The sequence below is a fragment of the Pseudomonas wuhanensis genome, assembly GCF_030687395.1.
Lineage (GTDB): Bacteria > Pseudomonadota > Gammaproteobacteria > Pseudomonadales > Pseudomonadaceae > Aquipseudomonas > Aquipseudomonas wuhanensis.
In genome coordinates, this window is sequence record NZ_CP117430.1 from 1,586,398 (window position 1) to 1,606,911 (window position 20,514).

At 59.3% G+C, this 20,514-nt stretch carries 18 protein-coding genes and 1 tRNA gene; 7 read left to right on the forward strand and 12 right to left on the reverse strand.

Going from position 1 to position 20,514, the window contains the following annotated elements; genetic code table 11:
- The first annotated feature begins 14 nt into the window (after positions 1-14).
- The 7 genes from tolB to nadA all read left to right on the forward strand — a co-directional run bounded on the left by tolB (position 15) and on the right by nadA (position 5,649).
- Positions 15-1,283 (forward strand): Tol-Pal system beta propeller repeat protein TolB, encoded by a 1,269-nt coding sequence (gene tolB, locus PSH88_RS07270; RefSeq protein ID WP_305425562.1) that lies wholly within the window; start codon positions 15-17, stop codon positions 1,281-1,283.
- A gap of 52 nt (positions 1,284-1,335) precedes the next feature.
- Positions 1,336-1,833 carry a peptidoglycan-associated lipoprotein Pal gene (gene pal, locus PSH88_RS07275; protein ID WP_003178634.1) on the forward strand — a complete coding sequence of 166 codons (498 nt, stop codon included), beginning with the start codon at positions 1,336-1,338 and terminating at the stop codon, positions 1,831-1,833.
- Positions 1,834-1,839: 6 nt separating this feature from the next.
- Complete coding sequence (ybgF, locus tag PSH88_RS07280) at positions 1,840-2,691, forward strand: tol-pal system protein YbgF (protein WP_305483499.1); 852 nt, start codon at positions 1,840-1,842, stop codon at positions 2,689-2,691.
- Positions 2,692-2,858: 167 nt separating this feature from the next.
- Positions 2,859-3,506, forward strand: coding sequence for a 7-carboxy-7-deazaguanine synthase QueE (gene queE / locus PSH88_RS07285; RefSeq protein ID WP_008072914.1), 648 nt, complete (start codon positions 2,859-2,861; stop codon positions 3,504-3,506).
- A gap of 1 nt (position 3,507) precedes the next feature.
- Complete coding sequence (gene queC / locus PSH88_RS07290; protein ID WP_305425563.1) at positions 3,508-4,200, forward strand: 7-cyano-7-deazaguanine synthase QueC; 693 nt, start codon at positions 3,508-3,510, stop codon at positions 4,198-4,200.
- A 63-nt stretch (positions 4,201-4,263) separates the two neighbouring features.
- Positions 4,264-4,339: transfer RNA gene (locus PSH88_RS07295), tRNA-Lys, on the forward strand.
- Positions 4,340-4,590: 251 nt separating this feature from the next.
- A complete protein-coding gene (gene nadA / locus PSH88_RS07300) occupies positions 4,591-5,649 on the forward strand; it encodes a quinolinate synthase NadA (RefSeq protein WP_048395651.1) in 1,059 nt (352 codons plus the stop codon).
- Positions 5,650-5,762: 113 nt separating this feature from the next.
- On the opposite strand, the gene PSH88_RS07305 is transcribed toward nadA, so the two are convergent.
- The 12 genes from PSH88_RS07305 to arcD all read right to left on the reverse strand — a co-directional run bounded on the left by PSH88_RS07305 (position 5,763) and on the right by arcD (position 20,363).
- The gene (locus PSH88_RS07305; protein WP_305425565.1) at positions 5,763-6,251 is read right to left on the reverse strand and encodes an RDD family protein; all 489 of its coding nucleotides are present in this window, start codon (positions 6,249-6,251) and stop codon (positions 5,763-5,765) included.
- A gap of 94 nt (positions 6,252-6,345) precedes the next feature.
- Complete coding sequence (locus PSH88_RS07310; RefSeq protein ID WP_003175786.1) at positions 6,346-6,558, reverse strand: cold-shock protein; 213 nt, start codon at positions 6,556-6,558, stop codon at positions 6,346-6,348.
- A 393-nt stretch (positions 6,559-6,951) separates the two neighbouring features.
- Positions 6,952-8,076, reverse strand: coding sequence for a glycine cleavage system aminomethyltransferase GcvT (gene gcvT / locus PSH88_RS07315; protein WP_305425566.1), 1,125 nt, complete (start codon positions 8,074-8,076; stop codon positions 6,952-6,954).
- A gap of 33 nt (positions 8,077-8,109) precedes the next feature.
- Positions 8,110-9,486, reverse strand: coding sequence for an L-serine ammonia-lyase (locus PSH88_RS07320; RefSeq protein WP_305425567.1), 1,377 nt, complete (start codon positions 9,484-9,486; stop codon positions 8,110-8,112).
- 139 nt (positions 9,487-9,625) lie between these two features.
- Complete coding sequence (gene gcvP, locus PSH88_RS07325; RefSeq protein WP_305425569.1) at positions 9,626-12,478, reverse strand: aminomethyl-transferring glycine dehydrogenase; 2,853 nt, start codon at positions 12,476-12,478, stop codon at positions 9,626-9,628.
- 11 nt (positions 12,479-12,489) lie between these two features.
- Entirely contained in the window at positions 12,490-12,873 is a 384-nt protein-coding gene (gene gcvH / locus PSH88_RS07330; RefSeq protein ID WP_305425571.1) for a glycine cleavage system protein GcvH, read from the reverse strand.
- A gap of 453 nt (positions 12,874-13,326) precedes the next feature.
- Positions 13,327-14,835: a sigma-54-dependent transcriptional regulator gene (locus tag PSH88_RS07335; RefSeq protein ID WP_305425572.1), complete on the reverse strand. Its 1,509-nt coding sequence runs from the start codon at positions 14,833-14,835 to the stop codon at positions 13,327-13,329.
- 231 nt (positions 14,836-15,066) lie between these two features.
- Positions 15,067-15,429: a DUF5064 family protein gene (locus tag PSH88_RS07340; protein WP_305425573.1), complete on the reverse strand. Its 363-nt coding sequence runs from the start codon at positions 15,427-15,429 to the stop codon at positions 15,067-15,069.
- Between the two features lie 12 nt (positions 15,430-15,441).
- Positions 15,442-16,371, reverse strand: a complete 930-nt coding sequence (arcC, locus tag PSH88_RS07345; protein ID WP_305425574.1) for a carbamate kinase — start codon at positions 16,369-16,371, stop codon at positions 15,442-15,444.
- A 192-nt stretch (positions 16,372-16,563) separates the two neighbouring features.
- On the reverse strand, positions 16,564-17,574 hold the full coding sequence (locus PSH88_RS07350; protein WP_305425575.1) for an ornithine carbamoyltransferase: 1,011 nt from the start codon (positions 17,572-17,574) through the stop codon (positions 16,564-16,566).
- Between the two features lie 69 nt (positions 17,575-17,643).
- Positions 17,644-18,900 carry an arginine deiminase gene (gene arcA, locus PSH88_RS07355; protein WP_305425576.1) on the reverse strand — a complete coding sequence of 419 codons (1,257 nt, stop codon included), beginning with the start codon at positions 18,898-18,900 and terminating at the stop codon, positions 17,644-17,646.
- A gap of 35 nt (positions 18,901-18,935) precedes the next feature.
- A complete protein-coding gene (gene arcD / locus PSH88_RS07360) occupies positions 18,936-20,363 on the reverse strand; it encodes an arginine-ornithine antiporter (protein WP_305425577.1) in 1,428 nt (475 codons plus the stop codon).
- Between the last annotated feature and the right edge of the window lie 151 nt (positions 20,364-20,514).

Consider the following 20,514-nt stretch of genomic DNA (forward strand, 5'->3'; position numbering starts at 1 on the left):
GACTGCTTGTAGTCATGTTCTGCTTTGCAGGACTGGCCACGGCAGATGAAAAAAATATCCTGGTCAGCAGTGGTAGCTCCCAGGCAACTCCAATTGCCGTAGTGCCATTCGGTTTCCAGGGCGGCAGCGTGCTGCCGGATGACATGGCCGAAATCATCGGTAACGACCTGCGTAACTCGGGTTACTACGCACCGATTCCAAAGCAGAACATGATCAGCCAGCCAAGCCAGGCGAGCGAAATCATTTTCCGTGACTGGAAGGCTGTTGGCGCCCAGTACATTATGGTCGGCAGCATCGTTCCAGCGGGCGGTCGCCTGCAGGTTCAATACGCACTGTTCAACGTTGCCACCGAGCAGCAAGTGCTGACCGGCAGCGTGTCGGGCGGCGTCGATCAACTGCGCGACATGGCGCACTACATCTCCGACCAGTCGTTCGAGAAACTCACCGGTATCAAAGGTGCGTTCTCGACTCGCCTGCTGTACGTGACGGCCGAGCGGTTCTCCGAGAAGAACACTCGCTACACGCTGCAACGTTCGGACTATGACGGTGCCCGTGCCGTGACACTGCTGCAATCGCGCGAGCCAATCCTGTCGCCGCGTTTTGCACCGGATGGCAAACGTATTGCCTACGTGTCGTTCGAGCAGAAGCGTCCGCGCATTTTCATGCAGAACATCGACACCGGTCGCCGTGAGCAGATCACCAACTTCGAAGGCCTGAATGGTGCGCCGGCATGGTCGCCGGATGGTCAGCGCCTGGCGTTCGTACTGTCGAAAGACGGCAACCCGGACATTTATGTGATGAACCTGGGTTCGCGTCAGATCAGTCGCGTCACCAACGGTCAGGGCATCAACACCGAACCGTTCTGGGGTAAGGATGGTTCGACCATCTACTTCACCTCCGACCGTGGCGGCAAGCCACAGATCTACAAAACCAGTGCAAGCGGTGGTGGTGCGGAGCGTGTGACCTTCATCGGTAACTACAACGCCAACCCTAAACTGTCGGCCGATGAAAAGACCCTGGTGATGATCCATCGTCAGGAAGGCTTCACTAATTTCAAGGTGGCGGCCCAGGATTTGCAGCGAGGTAGTGTAAAGATCCTCACTGATAGCACTCTGGACGAGTCGCCTACTGTTGCGCCCAACGGCACCATGGTAATCTACGCCACCCGCCAGCAGGGCCGGGGAGTCTTGATGCTCGTGTCCATTAATGGACGCGTGAGGCTCCCGCTTCCTACCGCACAAGGCGAAGTCAGAGAACCGTCCTGGTCCCCTTACCTGAACTGACGCGGCGCTACACGTTGTACTTAACACACTGGGGTTCATTAGGAGTTTCACGATGGAAATGCTGAAGTTTGGTAAATTTGCTGCGCTGGCTCTGGCCATGGCTGTAGCTGTAGGTTGCTCGTCCAAAGGCGGCGACAACGCCGGTGAAGGCGCTGTAGATCCAAACGCTGGTTACGGCGCTAACACTGGTGCAGTTGACGGCTCCCTGAGCGAAGAAGCTGCTCTGCGCGCAATCACCACCTTCTACTTCGAATACGACAGCTCGGACCTGAAGCCAGAAGCCATGCGCGCTCTGGACGTTCACGCCAAAGACCTGAAAGCAAACGGCGCTCGCGTTGTTCTGGAAGGCAACACCGACGAACGTGGTACTCGTGAGTACAACATGGCACTGGGCGAGCGTCGTGCGAAAGCCGTTCAGCGCTACCTGGTACTGCAAGGTGTTTCCCCAGCTCAGCTGGAACTGGTTTCCTACGGCGAAGAGCGTCCAGTTGCTACCGGCAACGACGAGCAGTCCTGGGCTCAAAACCGTCGCGTCGAACTGCGTAAGTAATTCGTCATGCGAACGTGCCGTCGTGCTGTAACTGTTTTGGCTCTCAGCCTCGCACCGCTTGCGGTGTGGGCTGCGGTTCCTGTGGTCGAGGACAACTCCGGCTATAACAATAGCGGGAGTAGTTATCCGCCTGCGGGTTACGGTACGAACGGCGCCTATGCCGGGGGAGGGGTTTCGGCCCCTGTCTCGGCACAGGGCCAGCTGTTCAACCAACTGCAACAGATGCAGGATCAGATCTCGCGCCAACAGGGTGTGATCGAAGAACTGCAAAATGATGTAGCGCGCATGAAGCAAGAGAGCCTGGAGCGATATCAGGATCTTGATCGGCGCATAGGAACCGGCGTTGCACCAGCCGCGACTCCTGATAATTCTTCCACCGGTGGCAATTTGAATGCCCCCGGTGCAGCAGCCGGCGCAGGTGCGGGAGCGGCAGCTGCTGCCACTTCCACACAAGCGCCTGCCGCAGGTGGCGAACCGGCTGATCCGGCGAAGGAAAAACTGTATTACGATGCAGCCTTCGACCTGATCAAGGCCAAGGATTTCGACAAGGCCAGCCAGGCTTTCGCCGCATTCCTGCGCAAATACCCGAACAGCCAATACGCGGGCAACGCCCAGTACTGGTTGGGTGAAGTGAACCTGGCCAAAGGTGATCTGCAAGGTGCAGGTCAGGCTTTTGCCAAGGTTTCGCAGCTGTACCCCAAGCACCCCAAAGTGCCTGATTCGCTGTACAAGCTCGCTGATGTAGAGCGTCGCCTTGGTCATACCGACAGGGTCAAAGGCATTCTGCAGCAGGTCGTGTCCCAATATCCGGGCACTTCCGCCGCTCAGCTGGCGCAGCGTGACTTGCAAAAAATGTAAGGGCAGCTTGACCCGTTTTGAAGAAACCCGCGCTTGTCGCGGGTTTTTTCGTTAGAATTCATGCCCTTTTTATGAAACACGCTTTTTGGGATCTGCGCGTTGGCGAGGTTCCTTGAAGTGCCTGACGGAGGCGGACAGCCTGTTTAGCTGTTACGCCCGTGGCGACTATGCAAGACACATTGAGAATCACCGAAGTTTTCTACTCGTTGCAGGGTGAAACGCGGACTGCCGGGCTGCCCACTGTTTTTGTGCGCCTGACCGGTTGCCCATTGCGTTGCCAATACTGCGACAGCGCCTACGCGTTCACTGGCGGCACCATTCGCACGCTCGATGACATCCTCGAGCAAGTGGCCGGTTTTCGCCCGCGTTATGTTTGTGTCACGGGTGGCGAGCCCCTGGCGCAACCGAATGCCATTCCCTTGCTCAAGCAGTTGTGTGACGCCGGCTACGAAGTGTCGCTGGAAACCAGTGGCGCACTGGATATCTCGGCGGTCGATCCACGGGTCAGTCGCGTCGTCGACCTGAAAACCCCGGGTTCGAAAGAAGCACACCGCAACCGCTACGAGAACATCGAGCTGCTCACGCCTAACGATCAGGTAAAATTTGTCATCTGCTCGCGGGAAGACTACGACTGGGCCGTGTCCAAACTGATTCAGTACGGTCTGGATCAGCGTGCCGGCGAAGTCCTGTTCTCGCCGAGCCACCATGACCTGAACGCGCGTGATCTGGCGGACTGGGTGGTGGCGGACAATCTGCCTGTGCGTCTGCAATTGCAGCTGCATAAATATCTTTGGAATGACGAGCCGGGGCGCTGAAATGACTGAACAAACGAACACTGCTGAAAAACGTGCGGTCATCCTGCTGTCTGGCGGCCTCGACTCCGCGACAGTGGTGGCCATGGCCCGTGCCGAAGGCTACAGCTGCTACACCATGAGCTTCGATTACGGTCAGCGGTCGCATGCCGAATTGCACGCCGCCGCACGTGTCGCCCAAGACTTGGGTGTGGTCGAGCACAAGGTGATCGGCCTGAACCTGAACGGTATAGGCGGCTCGGCCCTGACCGACAGTAGCATCGATGTGCCGGAAACGCCGGGTGAAGGCATCCCGGTGACTTACGTGCCGGCGCGCAACACGGTGTTTCTATCCCTGGCGCTGGGCTGGGCTGAAGTACTGGGCGCGCGTGACATCTTTATCGGTGTCAACGCGGTGGATTATTCCGGTTATCCGGATTGTCGTCCCGAGTTCATCGAAGCCTTCGAGCGCATGGCCAACCTGGCGACCAAGGCCGGGGTAGAAGGGCAGGGCTTCCGTATCCAGGCGCCACTGCAGAACCTGAGCAAGGCGCAGATCGTTCAGGCTGGCGTGAAGCTTGGCGTCGATTACGGGCTGACCGTTTCCTGCTATCAGGCGGACGATAATGGCCGCGCCTGCGGTAAATGCGATAGCTGCCGCCTGCGTGCAGAAGGCTTCGCGGCGGCCGGTGTGACTGACCCAACACCTTATTTTTGATTTATTTCAAATTAGGTGTTGAATAGTCCTTAAAAATCAGTATTATACGCGCCACCACACAGCGGGTCGTTAGCTCAGTTGGTAGAGCAGTTGGCTTTTAACCAATTGGTCGTAGGTTCGAATCCCACACGACCCACCATTTTAAAAAATCTGGAAGGCCCACGTAAGTGAGGATTTCCGGGTTTTTTTTTGCCCGCGATTTGAGCTCGACTCAGTCCGGGTGACGCAGGTCAGAATCATCTTTTGCATCCACGGGATATTCTGTAGCCTTGCGCAGCTTCAACGCTGTCCACGCCTGATGAATACTCACTCTCCCGGCGGTACCCCGAAGGGTCCGGAGCCGGGTGTATACTCGACTTTCGCGCGAAAGCGCTTGCAGGTCTTGCGAACATGACGCAGATTTCCGAACGCCTTCTGGTTCAAGCTCACCTCGATGCCAAGCAGCCCAAACCGCTGACGGCCGAGGAAGAGGCTTATTACCGTACTGCCATCGCTGCCGAGCTCAAGGCTCAGGACGCGGTGCTGGTTGCCCACTTCTATTGCGATCCGGTCATTCAGGCCCTGGCCGAAGAAACCGGTGGCTGCGTCTCCGACTCTCTGGAGATGGCCCGCTTCGGCAATGCCCACCCGGCCAAGACGGTGGTGGTCGCCGGTGTGAAGTTCATGGGCGAGACCGCCAAAATCCTCAACCCTGAAAAACGCGTGCTGATGCCAACCCTGGAAGCGACCTGCTCGCTGGACCTGGGTTGCCCGGTGGACGAGTTCTCGGCGTTCTGCGATCAGCATCCGGAACGTACGGTGGTGGTGTATGCCAACACTTCGGCGGCAGTCAAAGCCCGTGCGGACTGGGTGGTGACTTCCAGCTGTGCGCTGGAAATCGTCGAAAGCCTGATGGATAACGGCGAAACCATCATCTGGGCGCCGGACAAGCACCTGGGCACTTATATCCAGCGCAAGACCGGTGCCGACATGCTGCTATGGGACGGTGCCTGCATCGTTCACGAAGAGTTCAAGGCCAAGCAGCTCGAAGACATGAAGGCGCTGTACCCGGATGCGGCCATTCTGGTGCACCCGGAGTCGCCGACCGCAGTCATCGATTTGGCCGATGCGGTGGGTTCCACCAGTCAGTTGATCGCTGCTGCGCAAAGTCTGCCAAACAAGACCCTGATCGTCGCGACCGATCGCGGCATCTTCTACAAGATGCAGCAGCTGTGCCCGGACAAGGTCTTTATCGAGGCGCCAACGGCCGGTAACGGCGCTGCCTGCCGCAGTTGTGCGCATTGCCCGTGGATGGCGATGAACACCCTTGAGCGCACGCTGAAGAGCTTGCGCGAGGGCACGAACGAGATCTTTGTTGATCCGGCGTTGATTCCGCAGGCGGTGCGGCCGTTGAAGCGGATGCTTGATTTCACCCAGGCGGCGCGGATGAAACTGGCCGGCAACGCCTGATACTTACTGTGGCGAGAACTGTTGTGGCGAGGGAGCTTGCTCCCGTTCGGTTGCGCAGCAGCCGCATTTGGGGGCGCTTCGCACCCCAGCGGGAGCAAGCTCCCTCGCCACATTTACTGGGTCTTCTTCGGGATCCGCACCAATTGGGTATTGGAGTAGATGTCATGCCAGCTGCGTTTCTGCTTGTCGAACAGTGACCAGAAGAACCCCAGCCCGAGGCATAGCCAGGACGCGATCGACACCACAAAGCGCAGCAGCGCCTGCCACAGGCTAATGGATGAGCCATCGGCGTTTTGCACGCGGATGCCCCAGACCTGCATGCCCAGCGTCTGCCCCGACCAGATCCAGAACTTGGCGAAGAAGCCGAACAGCACGAACAACAGCACCGTCGATAGCAGCGGATCACCGTCCAGCGCGCCAGCGTCGGTCAAGGCACGCATTTGGCCTTCGCCGATGATCGCCATCTGGATCATTTTGTAAATGCCGCTGGTGACGATCAGCAGGGCGGTGCATAACAGGAAGTCGTAGAACATCGCTGCCAGGCGACGACCCAGGCCGACGGCGGGGAAGTCGCCCTGTGGGTAGAGCAGGTGTTTCGACATGGCAGCCTCTGAACGGAAAAGAAGTCATTTTACGGATTTACGCGCACAAAAAAGCCCCTGATATCAGTATCAGGGGCTTTTTCGTTACAGAAGATCAGGCTTCTGCTTGTACTTCGTCAGCCTGCATGCCTTTCTGGCCTTGTACAGCAACGAAAGTCACTTTCTGGCCTTCTTTCAGGCTCTTGAAGCCGTTGCCCTGAATAGCGCGGAAATGCACGAACAGATCCGGACCGCTTTCTGGAGTGATAAAACCAAAACCTTTCTCGTCGTTAAACCACTTGACGGTACCGCTCTGACGTTGGGACATTTCTTATTTCCTTTGACGCAAAAATGAATGACAGTCTCTTTCTCGTGAAAGAGTACTGGGGCTGGTTGCAGGAGAGTAAGAAGACGTCGAACGGGATGTAGCTAACTTGTAGGCTACTGCCCAGGTCACGATTTCCAAGCGACCCATGCAAACACAGTGAACAAACTCTACGCCAACTACGGGAGAAAAAACAAGCCCTGCGAAGGCCCGGATTTCCTCAGCTTGATGGCAGTTAACAGGCACACTAGTGCAGGCTTATTCGATCGAGTTGTTCATTGGTTTTCGATTGTTATAAGTAACGTTCATAAACGAAACGTATGCACTATTTTATGGCGGTTGCGTTACAGATTAGTGCACTGTTAACGCAACCGCGTTACTTATAGAAACATTCAATCAGCCGCGATAGTAGCGTTGTGGAACAAATGGCATTTTGCTTACAAGCAAAGACACCTTTTTCCCACGCACGATGGCCCAAACCGGCGTTTCCAAAACGGTATAAGCGCTGTCGAGGTAACCCATCGCCAAAGGACCGCCCAGCGTCGGACCGAAGCCACCGCTGCACACGCTGCCGATGATGTCGCCGGCTTCGTTGACGATTTCCGCACCTTCGCGCACCGGCGTACGTTCCTGCGGCAGCAGGCCAACGCGTTTGCGGCTGACACCGGCTTGCTGCTGGGCGAACACGGTTTCAGCGCCAGGGAAGCCACCGGCCCGCGCGCCATCGGCACGTCGAGGCTTGGAGATGGCCCACAGCAGGCTCGCTTCGATTGGGGTGGTTTCGGTGTTCATGTCGTGGCCGTAGAGGCACAGGCCGGCTTCCAGGCGCAGGGAGTCGCGAGCGCCGAGGCCGATGGCCGCCACTTCCGGTTCGGCCAGCAGGGCACGAGCCAGGGCTTCGGCATTGGCCGCCGGCACGGAGATTTCGAAACCGTCTTCGCCGGTGTAGCCCGAACGGCTGACAAAGCAATCCACGCCCAACAGCTTCACGCGGGCGAACTGCATGAAGGTCATCTTCGCAACTTCTGGCGCCAGGCGTGCGAGCACGGTGACAGCGGCCGGGCCTTGCAGGGCCAGCAACGCGCGCTCTTCGAACAGTGGCTCGATCGTGCACTGGTCGCCGATGTGCTTGCGCAAGTGCGCCAGGTCCTGATCCTTGCAGGCGGCGTTGACCACCAGGAACAGTTCGTCGTTACCGAGGTTGGCGACCATCAGGTCGTCGAGGATGCCGCCGGTCTCGTTGGTGAACATCGCGTAGCGCTGCATGCCCACTGGCAGGTCGATGATATCCACCGGCACCAGGGTTTCCAGGGCTTTGGCCGCGTTGGCGCCAGTCAGGCGGATCTGGCCCATGTGCGAGACATCGAACAGCCCGGCCTGATCTCGGGTGTGCTGGTGTTCTTTCATCACGCCCAGCGGGTATTGCACCGGCATGTCATAGCCGGCGAACGGCACCATGCGGGCGCCGAGTTCGAGGTGCAGTGCGTGCAACGGGGTTTTCAACAGTTGTTCGGTGGACATATCCAGCTCCTGAAAATAGTGCAGATGCGCGCATCAGCACTCGATAATGTTGACCGCCAAACCGCCACGGGCGGTTTCCTTGTATTTGCTTTTCATGTCGGCGCCGGTCTGGCGCATGGTGCGGATGACTTTGTCGAGGGAGACGAAGTGCTGACCGTCGCCGCGCAGGGCCATGCGCACCGCATTGATGGCCTTGACCGAGCCCATGGCGTTGCGCTCGATACAAGGCACTTGCACCAGCCCACCAATCGGGTCGCAGGTCAGGCCGAGGTTGTGTTCCATGCCGATTTCGGCGGCGTTTTCTACCTGCTGCACCGTGCCGCCCAGCACTTCACACAAGGCGCCGGCGGCCATGGAGCAGGCGACGCCGACCTCGCCCTGACAGCCGACTTCGGCGCCGGAGATCGAGGCGTTTTCCTTGTACAGAATGCCGATCGCGGCGGCCGTCAGTAGGAAGCGCACGACACCATCTTCGTTGGCGCCGGGGATGAAGCGCATGTAGTAATGCAGCACCGCCGGAATGATTCCGGCTGCACCGTTGGTGGGCGCGGTGACCACGCGTCCGCCGTTGGCGTTTTCTTCGTTGACCGCCAGGGCGTACAGGTTGACCCAGTCCAGCACCGACAGCGGATCGCGCAGCGATGATTCCGGGTTGTTGCACAGTTGCCGATGCAACGCCGCAGCCCGACGTTTGACCTTCAGTCCACCGGGAAGGATGCCTTCGTTGCGGCAACCGGCGGCGACGCAGTCTTGCATCACTTGCCAGATCTTCAGCAAACCGGCACGGGTTTCTGCTTCCGGGCGCCAGGCACTTTCGTTGGTCAGCATCACCTGACTGATCGACAGGCCGTAGGTGCTGCAATGACCGAGCAGGTCCTTGGCGCTTTTGAACGGGAAGGTCAGCGGCGTGGCGTCTTCAACGATGCGGTCGGCACCCGCGGCGTCTTCATCGACGACGAACCCGCCACCGACCGAGTAGTACTCGCGGCTGCGGACTTGCAAGCCCGCCGCGTCGAATGCACGAAAGATCATGCCGTTGGGGTGATAGGCCAACGGTTTGCGAATCATCGCCAGGTGTTCTTTCTCGTTGAACGCAATGCTGTGTTCGCCGAGCAGGTTCAAGCGACCGTTGCCACGAATCTCTTGCAGGCGAGCGGCGACGGTTTCGGTGTCCACGGTATCCGGGTGTTCGCCTTCCAGGCCCAGCAACACAGCCTTGTCGCTGCCGTGGCCTTTACCGGTGGCGCCGAGCGAGCCGTAGAGCTCGACTTTGACGCAGGTGGTTGCCGCCAGCAGCCCTTCACGGCGCAGACCTTCGGCGAAGCGCGCAGCGGCACGCATCGGGCCGACGGTGTGGGAGCTGGAGGGGCCGATGCCAATCTTGAACAGGTCGAACACGCTTAACGACATGGTTGTTCTCCGGTTTCTTGTTATGGGAATTGGCGAAAATTTTTTGACTAAATACGATCCTGTGGGAGCAGGCAAGCCAGCTCCCACAGGGGGATGTGGTGTTCTTGAAAATGGGGCGAGTAAACCCGCCCTCATTTGTTTAAGCGTAGCTTTCGATCGACGGGCAGGCGCAGACCAGGTTGCGATCGCCGAAGACGTTGTCGACGCGACCGACCGGTGGCCAGTACTTGCCTTCGATCAGCGACGCAACCGGGTACACCGCTTGCTCGCGGCTGTACGGGTGAGTCCACTCGCCGACGATTTCCGCGGCGGTGTGTGGCGCGTTTTTCAGCGGGTTGTCCTCCTTGTCCAGCGTGCCGTTTTCCACTGCGCGGATTTCTTCGCGGATGCGGATCATGGCGTCACAGAAGCGGTCCAGTTCTTCCTTGGATTCGCTTTCGGTCGGTTCGATCATCAACGTGCCGGCCACCGGGAACGACATGGTTGGGGCGTGGAAGCCGAAGTCGATCAGGCGCTTGGCGACGTCATCGACACTGATGCCGCTGCTGTCTTTCAACGGACGCAGGTCGAGGATGCATTCGTGTGCCACCAGACCGTTGCTGCCGGTGTACAACACTGGGTAATGCTCTTCGAGGCGACGGGAAATGTAGTTGGCATTCAGGATCGCCAGTTGCGAAGCGCGCTTGAGACCTGCGCCACCCATCATTCGAATGTACATCCAAGTGATCGGCAGAATGCTCGCGCTGCCGAACGGTGCCGCGCAGACCGCGCCTTCTTTGCGTTCCATCTGGGCGTGGCCCGGCAGGAACGGCGTCAGGTGCGACTTGACGCCAATCGGGCCGACGCCGGGGCCGCCACCGCCGTGTGGAATGCAGAAGGTTTTGTGCAGGTTCAGGTGCGACACATCGCCGCCGAACTTGCCCGGTGCGCAGAGGCCGACCATGGCGTTCATGTTGGCGCCGTCGATGTAAACCTGGCCGCCGTTGTCGTGAATGATGCCGCAGATTTCGCGGATGCCTTCTTCGAACACGCCGTGGGTTGACGGGTAGGTGATCATCAGCGCCGCGAGGTGTTCGCGGTGCTCGATGGCCTTGGCACGCAGGTCTTCGATGTCGACGTTGCCGCGGGCATCGCACGCGGTCACGACCACGCGCATGCCGGCCATGTTAGCGGTGGCCGGGTTAGTGCCGTGGGCGGACGATGGGATCAAGCAGATGTCGCGACGGTCTTCGCCACGGCTCTGGTGATAGGCGCGAATCGCCAGCAGACCGGCGTATTCACCTTGGGAACCGGCGTTCGGTTGCAAGGAGATCGAGTCGTAACCGGTGGCGGCGCAGAGCATCGCTTCCAGTTCATCGGTCAGTTGCTGATAACCGGCGCTTTGCTCGGCCGGGGCGAACGGGTGCAGGGCACCGAACTCAGCCCAGGTCACCGGGATCATTTCGCTGGCGGCGTTGAGTTTCATGGTGCAGGAACCCAGCGGGATCATGGTGCGATCCAGTGCCAGGTCCTTGTCGGCGAGCTTGCGCAGGTAGCGCATCAGCTCGGTTTCCGAGTGATAACGGTTGAATACTGGGTGGCTGAGGATCGGCGATTGACGAACCAGCGTGGCCGGGAGAGTGCTTTCGACCGAAGCGGCGAGGGCGGTGAAATCTGGCAGTGCCTTGCCGTCGGCCAGCACGCTCCACAGGGTTTCAACGTCGGCCTGGCTGGTGGTTTCGTCCAGGGACAGACCCAGACGCTCGCCATCCACAACACGCAGGTTGATCTTCTGAGCACGCGCCTTGTCGTGCAAAGCCGCCGTTTGCGCGCCGGTCTTGATCGTCAGCGTGTCGAAGAAGTTGGTTTGCTCGACGGTCAGGCCCAATGCGCTCAAGCCTTTGGCGAGGATCGCGGTCAGGTGATGAATGCGCTGGGCGATCTGCGTCAGGCCTTTCGGGCCGTGGTACACGGCGTACATGCTGGCGATGTTGGCTAGCAGCACTTGGGCGGTGCAGATGTTGCTGGTGGCTTTCTCGCGGCGGATATGTTGCTCGCGGGTCTGCATGGCCAGGCGCAGGGCCGGCTTGCCGAAACGGTCCACGGAAACGCCGACCAGACGGCCCGGCATGTCGCGCTTGAACGCATCGCGGGTGGAGAAGTAGGCCGCGTGCGGACCACCGAAGCCCAACGGCACGCCAAAGCGTTGCGCGCTGCCGATGGCCACGTCGGCACCGAACTCGCCCGGCGGGGTCAGCACGGTCAGGGCCAGCAGGTCAGCCGCGACTGCGACCAGCGCATTAGTAGCGTGGAAGCGCTCGGTCAGTTCGCGGTAGTCGAACACATCACCGTTGCTGGCCGGGTATTGCAGCAAGGCGCCGAAGAACGGCGTCATGTCGGTCAGTTCGCGCTCGTTGCCGACCACCACGTCGATACCCAACGGCTCGGCACGGGTGCGCAGCACATCGAGGGTCTGTGGGTGGCAATGCACCGAGGCGAAGAATGCGTGGCTGCCTTTGTTCTTGCTCAGGCGTTTGCAGAAGGTCATGGCTTCGGCAGCGGCGGTGGCTTCGTCGAGCAGCGAGGCGTTGGCGATCGGCAGGCCGGTCAGGTCGCTGATCAGGGTCTGGAAGTTCAGCAGCGCTTCGAGACGGCCCTGGGAAATTTCTGGCTGGTACGGGGTGTAAGCGGTGTACCAGGCCGGGTTTTCCAGCAGGTTGCGCAGGATCGGCGACGGCGTGTGAGTGCCGTAGTAGCCCTGACCGATGTAGGTCTTGAACAGCTGGTTTTTGCCGGCGATGGATTTGATCAGCGCCAGGGCATCCGCTTCACTCAGGCCGTCTTCCAGGCCGAGGACGCTGGTGCCCTTGATGCTGTCCGGGATGACGCTGGCGCTCAGGGCTTCCAGCGAATCAAAGCCCAAGCTATTGAGCATGGCTTGCTCGTCGCCGGAGCGCGGGCCGATGTGGCGTGCGATGAATTCGTTGGCGGTGCTTAGGTTAACTTGAGTCATGTCAGCGCTCCTCAGGCTTCGGCGTTGGCTTTGATCAGACGGTCGTAAGCGTCTTGATCCAGCAGTTGGCCGACAGCCGAGGCGTCGGTTGGCTTGAAGCGGAAGAACCAGCCTTCGCCCAGCGGATCTTCGTTGACCAGTTCAGGGCTGCTGTCCAGCGCCGGGTTCACTTCCAGCACTTCGCCGTCGAGTGGCATGTACACGCCGCTGGCGGCTTTTACCGATTCCACGGTAGCGGCTTCAGCGCCTTTGTCGTAGGACTGCAGCTCAGGCAGTTGTACGAAAACCACGTCGCCCAGGGCGTTCTGTGCGAAAGCGGTGATGCCGACCGTGACGGTGCCGTCAGCATCGGTGCGCAGCCATTCGTGATCTTCAGTAAAACGCAACTCGCTCATGGAAACTCCTAAGGGGGCCAGACTCGTCTGGTGGACGCGATGGAATGCAGGGTAAAAAGCCCTGCTTTATAGGAGGTTACTAAGCAAAAATGCGGCCAATGTTATTTTATTGTTTAAAAACAATGATTTAGATATTTGTGCGAGTCGTTGCATTTCTGCGGCTGTAGCGAAATCGCTACAGCTCAAGCCGAAGAAAAAAGCCTAGGTGGATCAAAGCCTTGCGCAGCGCTGATTAGGAGAGGGTGTATCGATATCATTCCACTGTAGCGCTTTCAGTACAGTTGGAGGTCGCTTTTGAAAACGATTTTGAAAAACCGCGCAGAATCTGTGGGAGCGGGCTTGCCCGCGATGAGGCCGTCGCATTCAACATTTATATTGAGTTTCATATCGCCATCGCGGGCAAGCCCCACAGGGTTTTGTGGTGTTGAGGGGATTGTGTTTCAGCCACAAGCCTTACGGCTTATTGGGTATGCCGTACTTACGCAACCGATGAGCAATCGCGGTGTGGGAGGTTTGCAGGCGGCTGGCCAGTTGGCGGGTCGAGGGGTAGCTGACGTAGAGTTTTTCCAGCAGGGTTTTCTCGAACTCTTCCATGGCCTGTTCGAGGCTGTCGACGTCACTGTCGCTCTGGCGCGCCACGGAGGTGCCGGCGATGTCGAGGTCGCCGATGTCCACCAGACTGCTTTCGCAAATCGCTGCGGCGCGGAAGATTACGTTCTGCAATTGCCGCACATTGCCCGGCCAGCGATTGCCCAGCAGCGCCGGGTAAGTGCCGGGGGCCAGGCGACAGACCGGGCGCTGGATCTGCGCGCAGGCCTGCTGCATGAAGTAGCGCGCCAGCAGCAGAATGTCCTGGCCGCGCTCGCGCAGGGGCGGGACTTCGACATTCAGCACGTTGAGGCGATAGAACAGGTCTTCGCGGAAGGCGCCTTCGCTGACCATTTTTTCCAGATCGCGGTGGGTCGCGCTGAGGATTCGCACATTGACCTTCACTTCGCGATCGCCACCAACCCGACGGAAGCTGCCGTCGTTGAGAAAACGCAGCAATTTCGCCTGCAAGTACGGCGACATCTCGCCGATCTCATCGAGAAACACCGTACCCTGGTTGGCCAGTTCCATCAGCCCGGGTTTGCCGCCCCGTTGCGCGCCAGTGAAGGCGCCGGGGGCGTAGCCGAACAGTTCGCTTTCGGCGAGGTTTTCCGGTAGTGCCGCGCAGTTCAAGGCCAGGAACGGCGAACTGTGGCGGGCGCTGATGGCGTGGCAGGCGCGGGCCACCAGTTCTTTGCCGGTGCCGGTTTCGCCCTGGATCAGCAACGGTGCATCGAGGGCTGCGACTCGTTGAGCGCGAGCCTTGAGCGTACGAATGGCCGGGGATTCGCCGAGCAGGGCATCGAAACCTTCGGCGTGATCGTGGTGCAGCGCCGAAAGACGTTCACCGATGCGGTTCGGTTGATACAGGGTCAGCAGGGCGCCGGCGTCGGTGATCGGCGTGGCGTCCAGCAGCAGGGTCTGACCGTTGACGGTGATCTCGCGCAGCGGCAGGCGGAAGCCGTTTTCCAGCAACGCGTCGAGCAGCGCCGGGTCGGCAAACAGCTCGCTGATGCTTTCACCCGCCGGTTCGCGGCCGTACAGGGCAATCAGCGCCGGGTTGGCCAGCAGCACCTTGCCAGCGCTGTCGAGGGCCAACACCGGGTCGGTCATGGCGGCGAGCAACGCATCGAGCTGCAAGTGACGGCGCTGGCCGGGAAGAATGTCGACCACCGTCACCGCTTGCACCCCGCGCACACTGAACAGCGCGTCGCGCAACTCTTCAAGCACTGCCGGGCTCAAGGTCGGGGCGTCGATATAGACGTTGGGCGGCACCATTTCCACGGCATCCAGATTGAGATTGCGCCCACCGAGCAGGGCCAGGACTTCCTGGGTGATACCGACGCGGTCGATGAAGCTGACGTGGATACGCATGGGGCGGTTGGGTTCTGGAGTGCGGAGGGTGGCAAGTATGCCTTGGGGCGGGTCAATGGTGAAATCCTGCGCAGGACTTCACGTCACCACACAACCCATGTGGGAGCGGGCTTGCCCGCGATAGAGGTGTGTCAGACAACATAGATGTTGAATGTTAAACCGCAATCGCGGGCAAGTCGGATCGCCGCACCGCCGCTCCCACAGGTACAGCGTTCATCCAGGGGAATAGGATTATTCGAAGTTCTCGAGGTTTACCGGGTCGCCGGATTTCATATCCAACTGCTTCCGGATGTCTTCAAACATTAAATCGTAATGCTTGTGAACCGAGCCGATCTGGCTGTGTGTCTTCGGGATTCCGTACTTCTCGGCGATTCTCGTCACGTTGTTAGCGAAGTTGTAAGCCTCCTCCTTGGGCAGAAAGAAGGTCTCCGACATGTCCTTTCCCTGCATGCTGCCGTGCAAGGTGAATAGCACCCCTTTGCCTTTCTTGGGATCCTGCGCGACCTCATAGTCGAGGTGCACGTTGTAGTTGACATCATCCGGGGTCAGCGCGTGGCGCTCGATGTGCAGATGACCGGGCTCAAACGTTGCCATTGACGTCTCTCCTTATAAATAAGTTATGCCAGGTGTCGCCGTGCTGATACGCGTGCCGGCCTTGCCCTGGACGATCGCCTCGATATCCGAGAGTGAACCGATCACCGCGGTTTTTCCAGTATGGCGGGCGAACTCGCAGGCCGCCTGGACCTTTGGTCCCATGGAACCGGCCGCGAAGCCGAGTTTCTCCATCTCATCGGGGTGGGCCTGGGCGATGGCTTTCTGGGTGGGTTTGCCGAAGTCGATGAACGCCGCGTTGACGTCGGTGGCGATCACCAATAGATCGCTTTCAAGCTGTTCGGCCAGTAGCGCCGAGCACAGGTCTTTGTCGATCACCGCTTCCACGCCCTGCAGTTTGCCGCTGGCACCGTACATCGTCGGGATGCCGCCACCACCGGCGCAAATCACGATGCTGCCTTTTTCCAGCAGCCACTTGATCGGGCGTATTTCGAAGATGCGTTTGGGTTTCGGGCTGGCGACCACGCGACGGAATTTGTCGCCGTCCGGAGCAATCGCCCAGCCTTTTTCGGCAGCGAGTTTTTCCGCTTCGGCCTTGGTGTAGACCGGGCCGATGGGTTTGCTGGGGGCCTGGAACGCCGGGTCGTTGGCGTCGACTTCGACCTGGGTCAGCAGGGTGGCGAACGGGACTTCGAAGTCCAGCAGGTTGCCCAGTTCCTGTTCGATGATGTAGCCGATCATGCCTTCGGTTTCGGCACCGAGCACGTCCAGCGGGTATGGGGAAACCGGGGTGTAGGCCGCCGCTTGCAGCGACAGCAGCCCGACTTGCGGACCATTGCCGTGAGCGATCACCAGTTGGTTGCCGGGATGGATTTTGGCGATCTGTTCGGTGGCGATCCGGATGTTGGCGCGCTGGTTGTCCGCGGTCAGGGGTTCACCCCGGCGGAGCAGGGCGTTACCGCCCAGAGCAACGACGATACGCATAATGCAGATCCTTTCAGAGAGGGAACGAACAACACGATGATCGTCCCCTCGCTGATCGTTCCCACGGTCCCCGTGGGAATGCCGCCCGGGACGCTCTGCGTCCCATGTGACGCGGAGCGTCACCGGATGCATTCCCACGCAGAGCATGGGAACGATCAGCGGAGAGCGTGGGAACGATCACCGCGTCAGTCTTTAGATATCCGCCAGCGCCGACACCAAAATCGCCTTGATGGTGTGCATGCGGTTTTCCGCTTGCTCGAAGGCGATGTTGGCCGGCGACTCGAAGACTTCTTCCGTCACTTCAACGCCGTTGGCCAGGTGCGGATAGCGCGCGGCGATGTCTTTGCCGACCTTGGTTTCGCTGTTGTGGAACGCCGGCAGGCAGTGCATGAATTTCACGCGCGGGTTGCCCGAGGCCTTCATCATGTCGGCGTTGACCTGGTAGGGCAGCAGTTGCTCGATGCGCTCGTCCCACGCCTCAACCGGCTCGCCCATCGATACCCAGATGTCGGTGTGGATGAAGTCCACGTCCTTGACCGCTTCTTTCGGGTCTTCGGTGATGGTGATGCGAGCGCCGCTTTCCTCGGCGAAGGCTTTGCACTGATCGATGAAGTCCTGATGTGGCCACAGCGCTTTCGGCGCGGCGATGCGCACGTCCATGCCGAGTTTGGCGCCGATCATCAACAGCGAGTTGCCCATGTTGTAGCGGGCATCGCCGAGGTAGGCGTAGCTGATGTCGTGCAGCGGCTTGTCGCTGTGTTCACGCATGGTCAGGGTGTCGGCGATCATTTGCGTCGGGTGGAATTCAGCGGTCAGACCGTTGAACACCGGCACGCCGGCGAACTTCGCCAGCTCTTCGACGATTTCCTGTTCGAAGCCGCGGTACTCGATGGCGTCGAACATCCGCCCGAGCACGCGAGCGGTGTCTTTCATGCTTTCTTTGTGGCCGATCTGCGATGACACCGGGTCGATGTAGGTGACGTGGGCGCCCTGATCATGGGCCGCGACTTCGAAGGCGCAACGGGTACGGGTCGAGGTTTTTTCGAAGATCAGCGCGATGTTCTTGCCTTGCAGGTGCGGACGCTCGGTGCCGGTGTACTTGGCGCGCTTGAGGTCACGGGACAGGTCCAGCAAGTAATTCAGCTCGCGAGTGGTGTGGTGCATCAAACTCAGCAGGCTGCGGTTGCGCATATTAAAAGCCATGATTGGATCTCCTTTGGTATCGGTTATCCCCCGGGCCGCGCTGGATAAGCGGCGGCCAGGGTTTGAAAGTTAATAGTCGATAGGGTCACGAATGATCGGGCAGGTCATGCAGTGGCCGCCGCCACGCCCGCGACCGAGTTCACTGGCGCTGATGGTGATGACTTCCACACCGGCCTTGCGCAGCAAGGTGTTGGTGTAGGTGTTGCGGTCGTAGCCAATGACCACGCCCGGCTCCACCGCCACCACGTTATTGCCGTCGTCCCATTGCTCGCGTTCGGCGGCGAAGGCGTTGCCGCCGGTTTCGACGACGCGCAGCGCTTTGAGGTTGAGGGCCTTGGCCACGGTGTCAAGGAAGCTGGTTTCTTCACGGCGAACGTCGACGCCGCCCGGTTTGCTTTCATCAGGGCGCACGCTGAAAGCGACGATCTGGTTCACCACTTCCGGGAAAATGGTCACAAGGTCGCGGTCGCAGAAGCTGAACACGGTGTCCAGGTGCATCGCTGCGCGGGACTTCGGCAGGCCGGCGACAATCACACGCTCGACCGCTTTGTTCTTGAACAGGTTGACCGCCAATTGACCGATGGCCTGACGGGACGAACGCTCGCCCATGCCGATCAACACCACGCCGTTGCCGATCGGCATCACGTCGCCGCCCTCAAGGGTGGCGCTGCCATGGTCCTGGTCCGGGTCGCCGTACCAGATCTGGAAGTCGGCGTTGGTGAACTGCGGGTGGAATTTGTAGATGGCCGTGGTCAGCAGGGTTTCCTGGCGACGCGCCGGCCAGTACATCGGGTTGAGCGTCACGCCACCGTAGATCCAGCAGGTGGTGTCGCGGGTGAACTGGGTGTTGGGCAACGGCGGCAGAATGAAGCTTGAGTGACCGAGATATTCGCGGAACATCTGAATGGTCTTGCCGCCAAAGCTGTCCGGCAGGTCATCGGCGGAGACGCCGCCAATCAGGAATTCAGCGATCTTGCGCGGCTCCAGGCTACGCAGCCAGGAAGCGGTTTCATTGACCAGACCCAAGCCCACCGAATTGGCGGTGATCTTGCGCTCCAGGATCCAGTCCAGCGCTTCAGGAATCGCGACGATGTCGGTCAACAGGTTGTGCATTTCCAGCACGTCGACGTTGCGCTCGCGCATCTTGGTGACGAAGTCGAAATGGTCACGCTTGGCTTGAGCAACCCACAGCACATCATCGAAAAGCAGTTCATCGCAGTTGTTCGGGGTCAGCCGCTGGTGGGCCAGGCCGGGGGAGCAAACCATGACTTTGCGCAGTTTGCCGGCTTCGGAATGGACGCCGTACTTAACTTTTTCGGTGGTCATTACAGTGATCCTCCAGATGACAAATGGGTCAGGTGTTACAGAGTCAGGAAGCCGTCATACAGCCCGTAAGCCGCCACCAGGGCGCCCACGACTACGGCGGCGAAAATCAGCTTCTCGACGTTGGTGAAAACCGGTTTGTTGACTTCAAGCTTGGCTTTGGCGAACAGAATTGCGCCGGGGGCATAGAGCAGGGCGGAGAGCAGCAGGTATTTGACCCCGCCGGCATAGATCAGCCAGACCGCGTAGATCAACGCGACGGTGCCGATGAACAGGTCTTTCCTGCGCTCGGCCACGGCGTTTTCATAACTCTCGCCGCGCACCGCCAACAGCAGCGCGTAGGCCGCCGACCACAGGTACGGCACCAGAATCATTGAGGTGGCGAGGTAGATCAGCGACAGATAAGTGCTGGCCGAGAACAGCGTGATGATCAGGAACAGCTGGACCATGGCGTTGGTCAGCCACAAGGCGTTGACCGGCACCTGGTTGGTGTTTTCCTTGCGCAAAAACGCCGGCATGGTGTGGTCCTTGGCGGCGGCGAACATGATCTCCGCACACAGCAACACCCACGACAGCAGCGCACCGAGCAACGAGATGATCAGGCCAACGCTGATCAGCACCGCGCCCCAATGACCGACTACATGTTCCAGCACCGCGGCCATGGACGGGTTCTGCAGTTTTGCCAATTCCGGTTGGGTCATGATGCCCAGCGACAGCACGTTCACCAGCACCAGGAACAGCAGCACGGTGATGAACCCGATGACGGTGGCTTTACCGACGTCGCTGCGTTTTTCCGCACGGGCCGAGAAGATGCTCGCGCCTTCGATACCGATGAACACCCAGACGGTGACCAGCATCATCTTGCGCACCTGGTTCATCACGCTGCCCAGGTCAGGGTTTTTCATACCCCAGATGTCGGCGGTGAAGATGTCCAGTTTGAACGCGAAAATCGCGATCAGCACGAACAGCAGCAGCGGTACGACTTTGGCGACGGTGGTCACCAGGTTAATGAACGCTGCTTCCTTGATTCCGCGCAGTACCAGGAAATGCACACCCCAGAGCAGCACCGATGCACAGATCACGGCAGCGACAGTATTTCCCTCCCCAAAAATGGGGAAGAAGTAGCCGAGGGTGCTGAACAAGAGTACGAAATAACCAACGTTACCCAGCCAGGCACTGATCCAGTAACCCCAGGCGGACGAGAACCCCATGTAATCACCGAAACCGGCTTTGGCGTAGGCGTAGACACCGCCGTCCAGATCAGGTTTTCGATTAGCGAGGGTCTGGAAGACGAAGGCCAGGGTCAACATGCCCACTGCGGTAATTGCCCAACCGATAAGAACGGCACCGACGTCGGCACTGGCAGCCATGTTCTGGGGCAAAGAGAAGATCCCGCCACCAATCATTGAGCCGACAACCAATGCAACCAGGGCGCCGAGTTTCAGTTTTCCGGGGGATTCAGACATTGCATGACTCCAGTGCAGGAGAAGAGAGAAAACAGGTTAGTTTTATTAGCTGTTCAATCATCTGACTCAGATCAATGCATGGTCACATTCCATTGTTAATTAATGACTTATGTTGTTCTTATAGGCGTAATGTTATTGCCGGAAGAGCCCT